Origin of the sequence: Chryseobacterium sp. (genome assembly GCF_045629545.1) — a bacterium.
Taxonomy (GTDB): Bacteria; Bacteroidota; Bacteroidia; order Flavobacteriales; family Weeksellaceae; genus Chryseobacterium.
The window spans coordinates 1-17,750 of the sequence record NZ_JAZQRK010000018.1; the positions used below are offsets into that span (position 1 = coordinate 1).

The following is a 17,750-nucleotide window of genomic DNA, read 5'->3' on the forward strand; positions in this document are numbered from 1 at the left end:
CGTTCAGTAGTAAACTTTATGAGCAATCTTGTAGCTGGAATTATTGCTTATAATTTTCTGCCAAAAAAACCATCACTAAAATATGAAACATTGAAAAATAATCAGTTAGCAATGTTTTATTAATCGAACTCAGGTTAATAATAAAAAAATAAAGCTTAGATATTGATTTTTTTTCATGTAATAAATATTTGGTTATAGAATAAGACAATAAAAATTGCAATTTGTTCATTATAAAACAAAAAAAGACTGATTACGAATAATCAGTCTTTTTAGTATTGAATTTACAAGTCCTTAGAAAGGATACTCATATATTTCAGATTCGTGAAGGTAAGGGTTACCTGTCGGAATTAATTTTAATTTGCTAAGTGCAGACATTACTGTAAAGATAAATAATCCTAATACGAATAATACCGCTCCTAAAATCAGTAATGCAACTTCTAGAGTATTCCAGTAAGGTCCCACAGTTCCTGGCATTACCATATTGAAATAATCTAATAAGTGACCTAAAATCACGATTACTGCCATCGTAGTTACTACTTTATAGTTTCTTTTAATGCTAGAACTTACTAATACTATTAGAGGTAAGAAGAAGTTGAAAATAAGCATTGGTAAGAATGTTGCAGAATAATGTTCGAATCTTCCGAAGAAGTAATTTACTTCTTCCGGAATATTAGCATACCAGTACAACATAAATTGTGCAAACCAAGTATATGTCCATAGTAAACTTGTAGCGAAAAGGAATACACCTAAATCATGCAAGTGGTTATCATTGAACTGAGGTAAATAACCATTTTTCTTTAAATATACACTTAGGATAATTATTACTGCTACACCACTAGACAAACAACTTACCATAGAATACCAGATATACATTGTAGAGTACCAGTGAGGATCAATAGACATCAACCAGTCCCAAGCCCACGCTGCAGATGCAAATCCGAAGAATGCGATATAACCTACCGCCCATCTGTAAAGATATTGATATTCTACTAATGATTTTGTATCATCTACTTTCTTAGACTGAGCTTTCAATTTCCAAGCGAAGAAAGAGGCTCCAATTACATAGATTAATGTTCTGATTGCGTAGAAAGGAATATTTAAGAATATTCTTTTTTCAAATAGAATTACATCAAAATGTGCAGAATTTGGATCTGTCAATTCTGGATCCATCCAGTGAAATAGATGTCCTTGGTGAGTAATATTAAGAATCATAATGATAATTAAAATAGCACCACCATAAGGCATGTACGAAGCAATAGCTTCCATTACTCTTGTGATAATAATAGGCCAACCTGCGTGAGCAGCGTGTTGAATACAATAAAAGAACAATACACAAGCACTGACTCCGAAGAAAAATACCGCAACAAAGTGGATTGAAGCTAAAGGCGAGTTGTGTACTTGCATAGTAGCATGCTCCAAGTGTGCTGCATGATCTTGAGGTCCTACCATTTCACTAGAGTGAGTAGGGGTATGATGACCTGGAGAATGTACTTCTTCCATCATGTGTTCTATTCTCTCAGTGGTAATTCCACTATTCATGAAATAACCAACTGCGAAAAGCACTAAACCTACAACAAGAAGTATTATAGAAGCTGATTTTAATTTTGGTGAAAAACTATACATTTCTTTTCTTATTTTTTAGTTACGGTAGATTCTGTTTGAGCAACTGTTGCTGCAGGGATTGCACCTTTTTTGAATGCACTCATGACGTACATTGCAACTCTCCATCTGTCTCCAGCATCAAGTTGTCCTGCATATGATCCCATCGCATTTCTACCGTTAGTTAATACATAATGAACAGAACCTACAGTGATTTCTCTGTCTGCATAATTGGGTACACCAGAATATGCTCCACTTTGAACAATTGGTCCCTGTCCATCACCTCCCGTACCATGACAAGCTGCACAAGTATGATCATATAAAACCTTACCTCTCTCAATATCTTTCGCTGCATTTGCAGGATTCAAAGGGGTAGAAGAAATAGTTTTCGATGCATCATAACCAGCGTTATACTCATCTGGAGTTCTTGGAAGTTTGTTTTCAGCAAAAACTCCATCTTTATTCTGAGCTACTGACCCTTCTACTGGAGAAAGACCTGTAGCTCCATTATTTTTTACAAATGCTGGGATTTCGTTTTCATGATCCGAATAAGCATCCTGAGCTTTCATCAAAGGATCATATGCTACTGGGAAGTACATATCTGGGAAATATACCAAAGGAGCATTTTCGTTAGGTCCGCAAGAATTAAGTAGAACTGTAGTAATACCTAAAACCGCCGTGATTTTTAATATACTCTTTTTCATTTTAAGCATCTTTAACAGTTATTTCTTCTACTCCTGTATCTACAAGAAGTTGCTTAATAGATTCAACGTCATTGGTAATAAACTCCATCAAGAATTTATCATCAGTAGTTCTAGGATCTGGGTTTTGTGCTGGAGCTCCTGGATACATCTTATTTCTAATAAAGAAAGTAAGAGACATCATGTGAGCTGTACAAAAAACCATCAATTCAAACATAGGATCAATGAATGCTGGGAAGTTATTAATCCATCCAAATGCTGGCTTACCTCCAATATTCTGAGCCCAATCATGATTCATTATATACCAAGTAACCGTGAATCCAATACTTAACCCATAAAGAGCGAAGATAAATGCAGCATCAGAAATTCTTGTTTTCTTCAAGCCTAAAGCTTTATCTAGTCCGTGTACTGGGAATGGAGTATACACTTCGTGAATCTTAATTCCCTTATCGTTGAATGCTTTAACGCCGTTCATTAGATCGTCGTCATCGGCATATAGTCCGTATACAATTTTAGTGGTGCTCATCTCCTTCTTTTACTTTATATGTTTCACCTGAGATTTTCAAGATTGATTTTAATTCTGCTTGTGCAATTACTGGGAAAGTTCTTGCATACAATAAGAATAATACTCCAAAGAATCCAATAGTACCTAAGTAAACTCCAACGTCTATGATAGTTGGCTTAAACATAGTCCAAGATCCAGGTAAGTAATCTCTAGAAAGGTTGATTACAATAATATCAAAACGTTCGAACCACATTCCTATATTAATTACCAATGCAATTAAGAAAGTTGCAATAATATTTGTTCTTACTTTCTTGAACCAGAATAATGCAGGGATTACAAGATTACAGATAATCAATGCCCAGAATGCCCACCAGTAAGGTCCTACTGCAGCACCTGGAGATAAGTAGGTAAAATCTTCATATCTAGAACCAGAATACCATCCGATAAAGTATTCAGTAGCATATGCTACAGTAACCATACCACCAGTAAGTACAATTACGATGTTCATAATTTCAATATGGTACATTGTAATATAGTCTTCTAAGTGACAAACTTTTCTGGCAATCAACAATAGTGTTTGTACCATTGCAAATCCTGAGAAAATTGCTCCAGCTACAAAATATGGAGGATAGATTGTTGAGTGCCATCCTTTAATAACGGAAGTAGCAAAGTCAAAAGATACCGTTGTATGCACAGAGAATACAAGTGGAGTAGCCAAACCAGCTAATACTAAAGATACCTCTTCGAATCTCTGCCAATGTTTTGCTTTACCACCCCATCCAAATGCAAGGAATGTATAGATCTTTTTAGTCCAAGGAGTTTTTGCTCTATCTCTAATCATTGCGAAATCGGGAATCAACCCAATAAACCAGAATACTGTAGATACAGAGAAGTAAGTACAAATTGCAAATACGTCCCAAAGTAGAGGAGAGTTAAAGTTGGTCCAAAGAGAACCAAATTGGTTTGGTAAAGGGAAAACCCAGTATCCTACCCAAACTCTACCCATGTGGATAAGAGGGAAGATTGCTGCCTGTACAACTGCAAAGATTGTCATTGCCTCCGCAGAACGGTTAACAGACATTCTCCATCGTTGTCTAAATAATAATAATACTGCTGAGATTAAGGTTCCGGCGTGACCGATACCTACCCACCATACAAAGTTGGTGATGTCCCAACCCCAGTTTATAGTTCTATTAAGCCCCCATGCTCCAATTCCTGTCCCGATAGTGTATGCAATACAACCAAATCCGTAGATAAAAAGAACTAATGATGCATATAGTGATATCCACCATAATTTTCCTGCTCTTTCTTCTATAGGTCTAGCAATATCTTCTGTGATATCGTGATAAGTTTTGTGACCAATAATCAGAGGTTCCCTTATCGGAGCTTCGTAATGTCCTGACATTTTATACCTATTTATTATTTAAACTTTAATTTTCTACTCTGTTTCTTACTTTTGCGTGATAGAATACATTTGGTTTTGTACCGATCTCCTCAAGTAAATAATATCTTCTGTTACTAGAATACAATTCTCTCACTTTAGATTCTTTGTCGTTCATATCCCCAAATTTCATTGCTCCAGTAGAACATGCAGCAGAACAAGCGGTAGAATTTTGGAATTCTGCATCTGTTACTTTTCTGTTTTCCTTCTTCGCATTCAATATGGTGGCTTGTGTTTGTTGGATACACATAGAACATTTTTCCATAACCCCTCTTGTTCTTACAACAACATCTGGGTTAAGTACCATTCTTCCTAAATCGTTATTTTGATTAAAATCAAACTTATCGTTCATGTTATAAGTAAACCAGTTGAAACGTCTTACTTTGTAAGGACAGTTGTTAGCACAATATCTTGTACCAATACATCTGTTGTACGCCATATGGTTTTGCCCTTGCTTACTGTGAGATGTAGCCGCTACTGGACATACAGTTTCACAAGGTGCATGGTTACAGTGCTGACACATGACAGGTTGGAAGATTACATCTGGATTTTCCGCAGGATTTTCTAGAGAACCTTCTATACCCAGTAATGTACTACCATATAATTCTGGAACAGCCTTACCTTCTTTCAGTCCGTCATATACAGTAAGTTTCTCTGTAGAAGAGTAGTAACGGTCTATTCTCAACCAATACATATCTCTAGACATTCTGATCTCTTCTTTACCTACTACAGGAACGTTATTTTCTGCTTGGCAAGCAATAATACATGCACCACAACCCGTACAAGAGTTTAGATCGATTGATAAGTTAAAGTGAGGTCCATCCGTATCATCGAAAGCATCCCAAAGATCAATCTTACCTGCTGGTAAAGCGCCACTTATTGTATGATACTCCAATGGTTTATTCCATCCTTTTAGTTTATCATCAAATGCTACATTTAAGTAATCTTGTAATGGTACTTCTTTTGCAATTTCATAACGACCCATAAGAGTGTTTTGAAGCTGTACTCCAGCAAATTCGTGCTCTTCACCAGTTTTTTCTATTTTAACATTAGAAACAACTAAGTTTGAACCATCAAATAAAGGATAAGCATTGACTCCTGTTTCAGCTGTAGCACCAGAATCTTTTTTGCCATATCCAAGTGCAAGACCTACTGATCCGTCTGCTTGACCTGGCTGAATAAATACAGGAACGTTTTCTATTACAACTCCGTTTACAGTAAGATTTACTAATGAACCATCTAACTGCATTCTTGCGTTAAGATCGTTGTTAATTTCAAATCTTTCTGCATCTTTTGGAGATATAGTAAGGTAGTTATCCCAAGACATTCTTGTTAATGGATCCGGTAATTCTTGCAACCAAGGGTTGTTTGCCTGAGTACCATCTCCCATAGACGTCTTAGTATATAGTACCAATTCTAAGTCTGAGGCTTTGAAACTTCCAAGTTCTGCAGCAGCTTGTGAAGCATTACCACCTGTATAAGCTAGTGTTGTAGTAGTTGTAGAATTTATAAATCCATTATATAAAGCTTTATTAAATGAAGTTCCTCCTAATAGAGAAGCTGCACTTGCTTTAAGATAATCGTAATAATTGTTAGCTGCGCTATTTTTTCCATTTTTCCAAACTAATAAAGATTCTTCAATCTGTCTAGATTTGTAGATTTTTTGGATGGTAGGCTGCATTAGAGAATATACTCCAGATTGAGGTTGGATATCACCCCAAGATTCTAGCCAGTTTGCTACTGGTATCACAGCTTTTGCTGCTTTGTACATTTCGTTTTTCTTATCTGCAACAGCAATTACATAAGGTACATTAGATAAAGATTTTTTGAAATCTTGTCCTTTGTTGCTTGAGTAGATAGGATCTACGTTGTTTGTAATTAATACACCAACTTGTCCTCCTTTTACCCATCCTAAGAATTCTTCAAATCTTGCTTTGTCAAATTCTTTCAGGAAGTTAGCTTTACCTGTGAACGCTACTGAGCCTAATTTTTGGTTGATTAAGTGTGCTAAAACCTGTGCACCTTTAGAACCATCAGCAAAAACTACTGCTTTACTTCCTTTTGCTAATAAATCTTTAGCAATACCAGAAGCTACTTTATCAGAACTACCTCCACCAACTACTGCGTTGTAAACTTCAACTAAAGTTTTATTAACGGCGCTCGGTTTCAATCTAATTCTAGAGTCAGCATTAGCACCAGTAAGAGACATGTTAGATTCCACTTGGATGTGTCTCAACATGTTTGCACCTGGCTTTCTTGCTGCAGCATAAGAAGTTTCCAGACTTGCTGCATTATAATCTCCTAAGAAATCTGCTTGGAAAGACACTACCAATTCTGACCCTACTAGATCATATACTGGTAAGGCTCTTTGTCCAAAAACCTCTTGCGCTGCATCTAATGAAGCTGCATAAGGGATTGCATCGTAAGTTACTAATTCTGCTGTTGGATATTTTCCTTTAAATTCTGCGAATAACTTTTTGAAAGTAGGAGAGGCAAAAGAGTGTGATAATAACACAATCTTTTTACCAGAAGCTTGCGCCTCATTCAATCCTTTGATAACAAAATCATCTACTTTATCAAAAGTTTCGTCTTTACCGTTTAGCTTTGGCTGTTTTACTTTATCATTATCATAAAGAGAAAGTACACTTGCCTGTGCCCTTGCATTAGTTTTACCTAAATCTCCAGCTACCGGATTCGGCTCAATTTTAATGGGTCTACCTTCACGTGTTTTTACTAAAACACTAGCAAAATCGAAACCATCAAAATAGGTTGAAGCATAGTAATTGGGAACTCCTGGAATAATATCATGTGGTTTTACCACATAAGGAATTGTTTTAATTACCGGTGCTTCACAAGCTGCTAAAGTAACTGCTGCAGTAGAGAAACCTAATAACTTTAAGAAATCTCTTCTTGACGTACTAGATTCATTCTTCTCAGCATCTCCTAGAAAATCTTCTACCGGAATTTCTTCTTGGAACTCTTTAAGCGCCAGCTTACCATTTAAAGCTGGGTCTTTAAGTTCGTGAATACTTCTAAATTGTATTTTATTTGAAGCCATTTTTATACTTCTAATTTTTTAGTTATTAATAATGACATTTACCACATTCTAGACCTCCAATTGCATCTACCGTAATTTTACCTCCGTCTTTAGGATATTGCTTTTTAAGCTTTTCGTGTAGATTCTTGAAGTATTCTTTATTATAACCGTTACCCATGTCGATCTCAGTTGTTCTGTGACATTCTATACACCATCCCATTGTGAAATCATTCGCCATTTGTACTACATTCATAGTATCAATTTTACCGTGACATGCTTTACATACAACATCAATTTTGTTGTCAGGGTTTTTCTTATTAAATGAGCTGATAATCGCTTGTTCGCCCGCTACTACGTGTTGAGAGTGGTTAAAGTACACGAAATCTGGCATATTATGAATTCTTGTCCATTCTACAGGTTGTGTTTTACCAGTATACTGTTGTTTTTCAGGATCCCAACCTGTTGCTTCATAGATTTTTTGGATCTCCCCATCATAGAATGCTTTATCTTTCCCTGGCTCCATATATTTACCATTATATTCAGAGATAGATCTGTGACAGTTCATACAAACATTCATTGAAGGTATTTCCGATACTTTTCCATATTTTGCACTAGAGTGACAAAGCTGACAGTCAATTTTATTTTCTCCAGCGTGAATTTTATGAGAGAAGTAGATAGGTTGTTCTGGTTTGTAGCCTTTATAAACACCAATCCACATTACCCAGTTCCAAATACCGTATGTAGCAAGTAACGCTAAAATTGCTAAAGCGCCTTTTCCAATATAGTGATACTTTTCATAGATTTCACTAAAAGACTTCACTCTGGTCTCATTAAGACCTGCTAAATCTTCCGCTTGTCCCAACTTCACTAGCTGTCTTAGTTTTAATAATATCCACACTAATAAAGCTGCAATTGCAAGCAAAGAAATAATTACAACATTTGTTGTAGTATTACTAGCTGGAGCTACGGTACCTGCAGTTTCTCCAGCTGGAGCTGTAACTGTAACCGGTTCTGGAGCAGGTGGGTTAGTTGTAAATGCTAAAATATCATCAACATCCTTATCTGTAAGATTAGGAAATTGCTGCATTTCAGTTTTATTAAATTTTTCAAAAACTTCAATAGCATACTTATCGCCTGAAGCTCTAAGTGCCTTGTTGTCTTTAATCCATTTGTGAAGCCAAGTTGTATCAAGTCCTTGCTCGGATTTTAATCGTTCTACAACACCTCCTAGTGCTGGTCCAATAATTTGTTTATCCAAAGCGTGACATGCAGTACAATTCGCTTTAAATAGTTTCTCGCCGTTCTTAGGATCGCCGTCTTGCCCGTAAATTGAAGCACTTGTTGACAGCAATAGTCCTATTGCAATCAGCCCTTTTTTATAATGCTTTCTCCAACTAATCATTTAAATTATCTTATGTTAGTAAATATTGAATGTGTAATCAATCCTGCAAAAATAATATTTTTAACACTAATTTAACGGCATAAGCAAAGGGTAAAATATCATTTGTCATTAATTTGTAATTATTCTAAATAGCTAATGGGATTATATTTTTAAATTATTATAAATTTGCAAAAACAAGTTTTAATGAAAAATTTACTTAAAATATTTTCGGTGCTTACAGTATTGGGTTTTTATACAATTGAAGCTCAGCAAGTTGTAAAAAGGGATACGCTTTCTGGAACAGAATTAACGATGACTTTGGATGCTAGAGTGAACGATGCATTGACTACTTTGGAGGCAAAATGTAATAAGGTTGCTTTGGTAAATAATAGTGCTGAAGACAATGTACCGTCTAGACCTGCAAAAATTTATGTTCCAAATAGAGAACTTACAAACGCAGAAGTTTGCAGAAAAAATCCGAGAATTTTGGGATACAAAATCCAAATTACTACTGTGAAAAGTAATGAGGAAGCTAATGATGTAAAAGCATATTTTAGAAAGAGGTTTCCAAACCTAAAAGTAGAGACTGATGCTTCTTTGAGGCCAAATTACAAAATCCTGGCGGGAAGCTATTTTACAAAGCAAAGCGCTGCTAGTGATCTATCTCGTGTGAAAGAATATTTCAAATCTGCGATGCCAATACAATACAGAATTTTCTGTGAAGAGGCAAAATAAAATTTTAATAAAAAAATATTAAAAAAGAGCTGAGAATTAATTTTTCTCAGCTCTTTTTTATTGATAATATAGATCTAGGAAATCTATAAATTCCGACATTCTTAATGCGTTATTCATCAGTAGATAGGTTGTCATTGTGATAAGCAAAAAGGTGATAAAAACAATGATTTTTGGAGAATTTTTGTACGAAAAGAAGAGCCAACCCAACAACATTGGAAATATAAAGATAAAATGGCCTCCATAAATGTAAGAGGTATGCAAACCAAATCTGAAGACACAATGGATAAGGATATCTACCAAGAATGAAATCATTATAATCTGAACCAATTTGTTTTTGAAATTTTTATAATAGCTCCAAATAATCAAACTTAGCAATATACCGATGAAAATATAAGCAATAGGCGTTGAATATACATCCATGAATAAAGCTTTGAAATAAAATCCTTTCATATTGTGTTTTTCTCTAACTATGAAACTAGTTAACAAGATATTCCCTCCAAGAAAGTAAGAATAGATCATGTCCCAAATGGGAGTAGAATTTACATTTGAGAATTTTTCGTATTGTTCGTTGGATTTCGATAGTATATTTTCATATTTAAAATCTATTCTATTTAGGTACAACAAAACAAACGCTACCACAGATATGATAACTCTGAAGACGGCTTTCAAAAATTTTTTCCATTGTGTGAAAAGCCCTTCTTGAAATATTATAGGTATAAATATTTTTACAAAATTAGTTACCGTCAGCCCGCCAATTGTAATACCCGCAAGCATTAAAGCAGAACCTGCTATTTTCTCGTCTTTTTGAAACTTTATCGCAGTATAATAATTATAAATAATCAGTAACAGTAGCGTATAAGTATAGGTTTCCGGCGTGAATGATAAAAGAATGTTAGTTGAAAATAAACTATAGAAAAATACAATAAGAAGGGTGTAAAATAGGGGCAACTGAATGCTGTTTTTTAGATATTTAAAAATATGAACCAAGCTTAAACTAATAACTAAATTACTAATGCCTGCTAAAATTAACCTAAAGCTTTCGTTGTACTTGCCTTCTGTGAAGTACAGGATAGATTCTCTCATCCAATTGAAATAGTAATAGGAAAGTGGATGTCTCTCAAAACTTCCTCCTGTCATCACAATAGCCTTGTTATCAAAACTAAAATAAGCATCCCAAGGAATTCTACTATCGAAAATAATTCTATAATTAAGACCAATGTAGGATCCCAAAAAACCATAAGCTAAAATGAAAAATACAAATACTCCCAGTTCTGTAAATGTAGAAGGAAATACTATTTTGAAAAAGTTGAAAAACTTAGATTTTATAGACACTAATATTATTTTTTGCAAAAGTAAAAATAAAAAACTCACCGATAATGATGAGTTTAAAATTTATATTTAAAAAAGAAGATTACTCTTTAATTACTTTGTCCGTTAAGAAAGTTCCGTCTTCAAAATCAATTTTAATAACATAAATTCCTTTCGCAAGCGAAGAAACGTCAATTTTCGATGTGGCGTTTTGCAACAATACTTTACCAGAGAAATCATATACAGCGGAGGATCTTACTTTTTTATCACCCTTGATGGTAAGTTCTCCTTTTGTAGGATTTGGATAAATATTTGTTTTTACTTTTGAAACTTCATTCGTAGACAAAGCGCCTGATAGTATTTGTACATCATCTATTGCAACAGCATCAGCATCAGTAGCTATATATCTAAATCTTATTTTAACATTAGAATGTCCGAGGTATGGACTTAGATTTATTTGTACAGGTACGGTTTGGTAAGTGTCAGTAGCATCATTATTGTCACCATCGTCAAACCATCCAGGTTGAGTGTCCTCGTTCCAAATGGTGCTCCAATTTACTCCATTATTTACTGATATTTGGACCAACAGATCTCCGGCATTATCACGAATCATATAAACCCATCCTACAACTGCTTTAAAATGTAGAACTGGATTTGTAACGCCATCTAAACTAAAAGATGGAGTTGTAAGGTCTGCTGTATTGGCTTGAGCGAGATAATCGATACCAGCAGATTTTGAACCAGAAATAATAAACCATGGTGACACACTTACAGGAAGTGGTGTTGGTTGCCAAGTTCTACTAGGAGCTGTAGCTGTTGCTGACCAACCAGTAGGAGGAAATGTAATTCCTTCAAAATTTTCGGTTAAGATTTGAGCTTTATACGATATACCAGCCAATAATAATATTAAAAGTAGTTTTGCTTTCATGATATATTATTTTTTAATTTACCTTAAAATTAAATAATATATTACAAATAAAACATTTTTTTTGATAAAGTGTTATTAATAATTTAATCATGAACTACAAGATAGCATAGAACAACCTGCTGTATCATCATATTTTGTCGGCCTTTTTGTTGAAAATTCAGAGTATATATGTTGGTAAGGATTTTCCAAAGCTTTGGTAAGTTTTTCTAAAAGGTCTGTTTTTCCCTCATTTATTTCTTCAATACATTCGAACAATAAATAATTTCTTAAAATAAACTTAGGGTTGTTTTTTTTCATTAAATCTAATGATTCAGTTTTGGAAATGGTATTGCTTTCTAGCCTTTGATGATAAGCATTAAGAAAATGATTTAGCTTTCTATTCTTTTGTTCATCTAATACTAAATACGAAATCTTCTGAAACTCCTCATCGTAGTTTTTTTTAGGTTCAGTTTTTTCCAACAAATTGAAAAACAAACAATAATCGAGTTGTAACTCTTGCATTAGCGCTTGCCAGTTGATAAAGAAGTCATCATCATTTTTATTTAGTGTATCAAACCCGAATTTATTACAAAGCATATGATCATGTTTGACCCAAAAATAATTTCCAAATTCATTTAAAGTCGTTTCAAGAAACTTTTCATCTTTTATTAATGAATATAAGGAGTTAGCAAGTTGCCACAAATTCCATTGTGCTATTTGACCTTGTTTTCCAAATGCATATCTTCTTCCAGGAAGATCGGTAGTATTTGGTGTGAAATTGAGATCATATTCATCCATCATAGAGAAAGGGCCATAGTCTATAGTTAAGCTAAGAATAGACATATTATCTGTATTCATTACACCATGTACAAACCCCACTCTCATCCAATCTACAATAAGTTCTGCAGTCTGATTGCAAATTTCTTTAAAAAAATCTTTATATTTTTGTTCTCCTTGAGATTTTATCTGAGGAAAATAATTTTCTATTGTGAAATCTGTTAATTTTTGTAATGTTGAAGTCTCTTTTTGTGCAGATAAAAGTTCAAAATGTCCAAAACGGAGTAAACTTTCAGCAGTTCTTATAATTACAGCACCTTTTTCGGGCTTAGGATTGCCACTGTACATAATATCTCTCATTACATTTTCTCCTGTAAGGCATAAACTCAGGGCTCGTGTAGTAGGAATTTTAAGATGATACATGGCTTCACTCATTAGATACTCTCTTAAAGATGATCTAAGCACGGCTCTTCCATCTGCATGTCTAGAGTAGGGAGTTGCACCCGCGCCTTTCCATTGAACTTCAGTTTTATTCCCCTTATTATTAGTTATTTCTCCTGCATAGATGGCTCTTCCATCGCCCAATTGTCCTGCCCAATTTCCAAATTGATGTCCAGCATAAGCAGTTGCATAGGATTTTATATTTTCTGGTAAATGGGTTGCTACAAGAAAATTAAGATCTTCTTCTGTAAAAGTACCAAGGCCTATCTCTTCTGCCAAAATATTATTAAAAATTATTTTTTTAGGATGTTCGAATCCTGCTGGTTGTACAATAGAAAATACAACTCCAGGTGTAGATCTTTGCTGTGTATTACCTGAAAAGTCTCCAGGGAAAATGTCTAAATAGGGTTGTCTAATATCTTTAAGGTTCATGATTCAAATATATTAAATTTAAGGCAAGAAAAAGGCCTTCCAATTACTGAAAGGCCATCTTTGTATTGTAATACAATTATCTATTAAAATCTATCTCTTCACTCGAATTCAGATGATCGTTTACATTATCTTCTTTTTTACCTGAATTCGTTTTTGGTGTATTATCTACGGGACGCGGGTTTTTTATTTGATCTATTGTTTGTAGACCTTCATCATCTCCGTATCCTCCTCCCATACCTTGGAGGTTACTGCATCCGTCTTTCCAGTCACTTGGCTTCACGAATTTGTCTTCTTTCGTAATTTTAAGAGATGTGTCAGCCCAAACTTTTTTCATATAGATAGCCCAAATTGGCAGCGCCATCTTTGCTCCTTGTCCTTCACCTGTTCCGAAGAAGTGAGTTGCACGGTCTTCCCATCCTACCCAAGCCCCTGTAGCAAGTTTTGGCGTGATCCCCATAAACCAACCATCAGAGTTGTTCTGTGTAGTACCTGTTTTACCAGCAATTTCTACATCTTTAGAAATTCCTCTTCTGCTTAGTTCCCCTGATGCAGTACCGAACTGTGCTACTCCTTTCATAAGCTCAATCATAGTGTATGCGTAGTTGGGATTCATTACTTCTTTTGGATCAGCATTAATTTCTTTGATAACACGGTTGTTAGCATCTTCAATTCTCCAGATCATCTCTGGTTTATTGTGATTTCCATAGTTAGCAAATGTACTGTATGCACCCAACATTTCAAAAATTGTAATATCGGAAGAACCTAACGCAATGGTGTTGTTACGAGGTATCTCTTCCGTTACTCCAAGATCTCTAGCGGTTTGTATTACCGCATCTGCGCCCGTCATTTCTATTAGTCTAGCTGCAACAGGATTCTGAGAATGAGCTAATGCATCTTTAAGCGTTAACATTCCGCCTCTACCAGGTACTTTCCAACCATTATGGTTATAAGAACCATTAGAAATTGTAGAACATGGTGTAAGCCCCAACTTCATAATAGCTGTTGCATATACGAAGGGCTTAAAAGTTGAGCCTACTTGTCTTTTTCCTTGCTTGATATGGTCATATTGGAAGTGTTGCCAATTGATCCCTCCAACCCAAGCTTTTATTTCTCCAGTTCCAGGAACCATAGACATCAAACCAGCTTGTGCAATTTGTTTATGATATCGGATAGAATCCCAAGGAGACATTTCTACTTCTTCTTCACCTGCCCATGTAAAACGAGATGTTTTAATTGGTTTGTGAAATTCTAGCATAATAGAATCCTCAGATAATCCTGAGTTTTTAAGCAATTTGTAACGTCCAGTTCTTTTTACAGCCTGCATCATTATATTATTAGCTTGTTTATCATTCAGGTAATAGAAAGGTCTATTTTTTCTACCACGCTGCTCTGCGTCAAATCTTTTTTGTAGATCTGTAAGATGCTCTTTTATTGATTCCTCAGCGTATTTTTGCATCTTAGAATCTAGCGTTACATATATTTTCAACCCGTCTTTGAAGAGGTTTACCTTTTTGCCAGTTTCTTTTTCGTAGTCGGCGAGATATTTATCAATTTCCTTTCTTAAGTAAAATTTATAATATGCAGAAAAATCATCATTAATATTTTTAATAGGCTGATAATCTACCGTGATAGGTGTCGCCACCGCTTTATCATAGGTTGCTTCATCTACATAGCCGGTATCCAACATCTGAGACAATACAACGTCTCTTCTTCTTTTGGCTCTTTCAGGATTTCTAAGAGGGTTGTTCGCAATTGGAGCTTCCAACATAGAAACGAAAACTGCTGCTTCTGGAAGTGTTAATTGGGATGCTGACTTATTAAAATAAATTTTAGAAGCCATCTCAATACCGTTTGCGTTGTATGTAAAATCGAACTTATTAAAGTACATGGTTACAATTTCTTCTTTGGTATATCTTTTCTCCAAACTTACCGCCACTACCCATTCTTTAAGCTTTTGTATAGCTCTTTTTACAGGATTTTTAGAGGGTTCTTTAGTAAATAATAATTTGGCAAGCTGCTGTGTAATAGTAGAACCACCGCCACGATCTCCACCAAATCTTACCGCTCTAATAATCGATTTTAGATCAATCCCAGAGTGTTCTTTGAAACGTTCGTCTTCCTTCGCCTGCAATGCATAGATCAAAAAAGGAGGAAGGTCTTTATAGGTAACGGGTTTTGTTTTTTCTTTTTCGAATTTGCCCAAAAGAACTCCATCAGAAGAGATGATTTCTGAAGCTACATAGATGTCTGGATTTTCTAGCTCCTTTACATCAGGCATTTCACCGAGAAATCCTTGTGAAACCGCAAAAAATAGTCCTGAAATACCAAGCACTACCGCCAAAAAGCCGAGCCAAACTAGACGCACCCACTTTTTCCATGAGTTGTCCTTTTTAGGAGGAAGAGGGAAGTTTCTCCCTTTTGTTCCTTTTTTTTGTTTATTTTCTTCCATGTATAATTACGGTTTAGCCGTTTCTACTTTTATACCTATATCTTCAATTCCCGTGAGGATATCATTTCTCATTGCATGCTGCACATCCACCTCATAAGTTCCTTCTTTCGGGAATTTATAATTTAATTTGTATTGAAATAAAGTCTCTTTCGTCTCACCAAAACCTGTACCAAGCCATTCTCCAGAAGGCTTAGCAAGAATGTAGTTGAGGGTATCAATCTGTGATGTTTTCTCTTTTTTATGTTGAAGATTAACAATGAATCTTATATTGCTGTAAGGATAATCATTATTATTTCTTACAACAAATATAATATTTTTAGGATTTTGTGGGTCTTTTATTTCTAGGTTAAATTTTTGCACAGATTTTTTATTCCATTTATTATCAACAGAATGCATGATAACATCTTCACCTGAAGCGTTACATCCGACTAAAAACATAAGCATTACTACTCCTAAAATTTTATGCATTGCTATCTTTATTATCTTTTTTTGGAGGAAACTTCTTTTTAAATTTCTTTTTTGCAGGATTTTGTGGCTTATTTTCTGCCTCTGCACCTGTATTATTTTTTTCTACCTGCGCCTGATTTTGACCTTGGCCTTGGCCTTGTGCTTGTTGCTTTGGCTGGTTTTGCTTCTGCGCTCTAAGTTTAGTATTGGTATTTTCAGGTTTTTCTGTTTTCTCAGGCCTACTATTGTTGCCATTTTCAATTCTTGGCTTTCTTGGTCCTTGATTGCTATTAGCTGGTCTATTTTGGTTTGAATTTTGCCCCTGACTTCTGTTTTTATTAGAACTTCTAGATTTTTTCTCGAAACGGTCTACAGAATTTTCTTGGATAAGATCCACGCTGGGTCTAGAAATTTCAGAGGTTTGCTTCAGGTCCTCTAATGGTGGTGCTTTTTCACCTCTTTTGTTACCTGCAATTAGTTTTTTTACCAAATCGATATCAAAGTCATACCAAGCCATAGAACTATCTACGTATGCAAACCACATTTTCTTTTTGAAAACATCAATTTTTATACAAAAAGCTCTTCCTTTTTCGGTATCCAGCATCGTAGATGAAGGAGGGAAGTGGCTCAGAGAGTCTAGGTAGCTATCCAATTCATAGTTCAGACAACATTTTAGCTTACCACATTGTCCTGCCAATTTCTGAGGATTAATACTTAGTTGCTGATATCTTGCTACATTGGTATTTACTGATCTGAAATCGGTAAGCCAAGTAGAACAGCATAATTCTCTTCCACAAGATCCAATACCTCCAATTTTGGCTGCCTCTTGTCTGAAGCCAATTTGTTTCATATCAATCTTGGTACGGAAAGTACCTGCCAATTCTTTGATAAGCACTCTGAAATCTATTCTGTTATCAGCGGTATAATAAAATGTAACCTTAGAAGCATCTCCTTGATATTCTACATCGGTGATCTTCATCTCGAGACCAATCCTATATGATATTTTTCGGGCTTCTATTTTTACGTTTTCTTCTTTATTTCTCGCTTCCTGCCAAATTTCTAGATCTTTTTGATTGGCCAATCGATAGATTTTATAAGAACCTTCTTCAGAAAATCTTTTCTTTTTCATCTGAATTTTTACCAATTCTCCAGTAAGGCTTACGACACCTACATCATGTCCCGGGCTAGATTCTACTGTGACTACACTCCCTATATGTAACGGTATATTGTTTACATTTTTATAAAACGATTTTCTGTCATTTTTGAATCTAACTTCTACAAAATCGCATCTATTAGATGCTGGGTTTTGTACGTTAGATAACCAATCGAAAACACTTAATTTATAACTATTACCACAGGTATTTACACTTTCACAGCCATTCGCAGACTTCGTTCCGCAAGAATGTCCAGAATCGCCGGATGTTTTGCATCCACAACTCATATATTTTTATATTTTAATTTCACAAATTTATTGATTTTTATCTTTATATGTTTCCAAAAGTGATAAATATTAATTTTTGAATATGTTTAACCTTAAACTAATAAATGTAAAATTTAATTATCCTTACTTAAAAGTCATGTGGATAGGTA

At 34.9% G+C, this 17,750-nt stretch carries 13 protein-coding genes; 1 reads left to right on the top strand and 12 read right to left on the bottom strand.

Annotated elements, in window-relative coordinates; all coding sequences use genetic code 11:
• Positions 1-291 precede the first annotated feature (291 nt).
• The 6 genes from ACKI42_RS04215 to ACKI42_RS04240 are packed head-to-tail and all read right to left on the bottom strand — an operon-like array spanning position 292 to position 8,685.
• Positions 292-1,623, bottom strand: a complete 1,332-nt coding sequence (locus ACKI42_RS04215; protein WP_407402773.1) for a quinol:cytochrome C oxidoreductase — start codon at positions 1,621-1,623, stop codon at positions 292-294.
• Between the two features lie 8 nt (positions 1,624-1,631).
• A complete protein-coding gene (locus ACKI42_RS04220; RefSeq protein ID WP_407402775.1) occupies positions 1,632-2,312 on the bottom strand; it encodes a c-type cytochrome in 681 nt (226 codons plus the stop codon).
• Positions 2,305-2,826: a DUF3341 domain-containing protein gene (locus ACKI42_RS04225; RefSeq protein ID WP_407402777.1), complete on the bottom strand. Its 522-nt coding sequence runs from the start codon at positions 2,824-2,826 to the stop codon at positions 2,305-2,307. Before ACKI42_RS04225 ends, ACKI42_RS04220 begins: the two co-directional genes overlap by 8 nt.
• Complete coding sequence (gene nrfD / locus ACKI42_RS04230; protein ID WP_407402779.1) at positions 2,813-4,210, bottom strand: NrfD/PsrC family molybdoenzyme membrane anchor subunit; 1,398 nt, start codon at positions 4,208-4,210, stop codon at positions 2,813-2,815. Before nrfD ends, ACKI42_RS04225 begins: the two co-directional genes overlap by 14 nt.
• Positions 4,211-4,235: 25 nt before the next feature.
• A complete protein-coding gene (locus ACKI42_RS04235) occupies positions 4,236-7,304 on the bottom strand; it encodes a TAT-variant-translocated molybdopterin oxidoreductase (protein ID WP_407402781.1) in 3,069 nt (1,022 codons plus the stop codon).
• 25 nt (positions 7,305-7,329) lie between these two features.
• The gene (locus tag ACKI42_RS04240; RefSeq protein WP_407402783.1) at positions 7,330-8,685 is read right to left on the bottom strand and encodes a c-type cytochrome; all 1,356 of its coding nucleotides are present in this window, start codon (positions 8,683-8,685) and stop codon (positions 7,330-7,332) included.
• 183 nt (positions 8,686-8,868) lie between these two features.
• On the opposite strand from ACKI42_RS04240, the gene ACKI42_RS04245 reads away from it, so the two are divergent.
• Positions 8,869-9,399 carry an SPOR domain-containing protein gene (locus ACKI42_RS04245; protein WP_407402785.1) on the top strand — a complete coding sequence of 177 codons (531 nt, stop codon included), beginning with the start codon at positions 8,869-8,871 and terminating at the stop codon, positions 9,397-9,399.
• Positions 9,400-9,456: 57 nt separating this feature from the next.
• On the opposite strand, the gene ACKI42_RS04250 is transcribed toward ACKI42_RS04245, so the two are convergent.
• From ACKI42_RS04250 to ACKI42_RS04275, 6 genes are all read right to left on the bottom strand, one after another.
• Positions 9,457-10,731, bottom strand: a complete 1,275-nt coding sequence (locus tag ACKI42_RS04250) for a DUF6080 domain-containing protein (RefSeq protein ID WP_407402787.1) — start codon at positions 10,729-10,731, stop codon at positions 9,457-9,459.
• Between the two features lie 79 nt (positions 10,732-10,810).
• Complete coding sequence (locus ACKI42_RS04255) at positions 10,811-11,635, bottom strand: T9SS type A sorting domain-containing protein (protein ID WP_407402789.1); 825 nt, start codon at positions 11,633-11,635, stop codon at positions 10,811-10,813.
• An 87-nt stretch (positions 11,636-11,722) separates the two neighbouring features.
• Positions 11,723-13,264, bottom strand: a complete 1,542-nt coding sequence (locus ACKI42_RS04260) for a protein adenylyltransferase SelO (RefSeq protein WP_407402791.1) — start codon at positions 13,262-13,264, stop codon at positions 11,723-11,725.
• A 76-nt stretch (positions 13,265-13,340) separates the two neighbouring features.
• Positions 13,341-15,713, bottom strand: a complete 2,373-nt coding sequence (locus tag ACKI42_RS04265; RefSeq protein WP_407402793.1) for a transglycosylase domain-containing protein — start codon at positions 15,711-15,713, stop codon at positions 13,341-13,343.
• A gap of 6 nt (positions 15,714-15,719) precedes the next feature.
• Positions 15,720-16,181 (bottom strand): gliding motility lipoprotein GldH, encoded by a 462-nt coding sequence (locus ACKI42_RS04270; protein WP_407402795.1) that lies wholly within the window; start codon positions 16,179-16,181, stop codon positions 15,720-15,722.
• On the bottom strand, positions 16,174-17,601 hold the full coding sequence (locus tag ACKI42_RS04275; RefSeq protein WP_407402797.1) for a stage 0 sporulation family protein: 1,428 nt from the start codon (positions 17,599-17,601) through the stop codon (positions 16,174-16,176). Before ACKI42_RS04275 ends, ACKI42_RS04270 begins: the two co-directional genes overlap by 8 nt.
• Between the last annotated feature and the right edge of the window lie 149 nt (positions 17,602-17,750).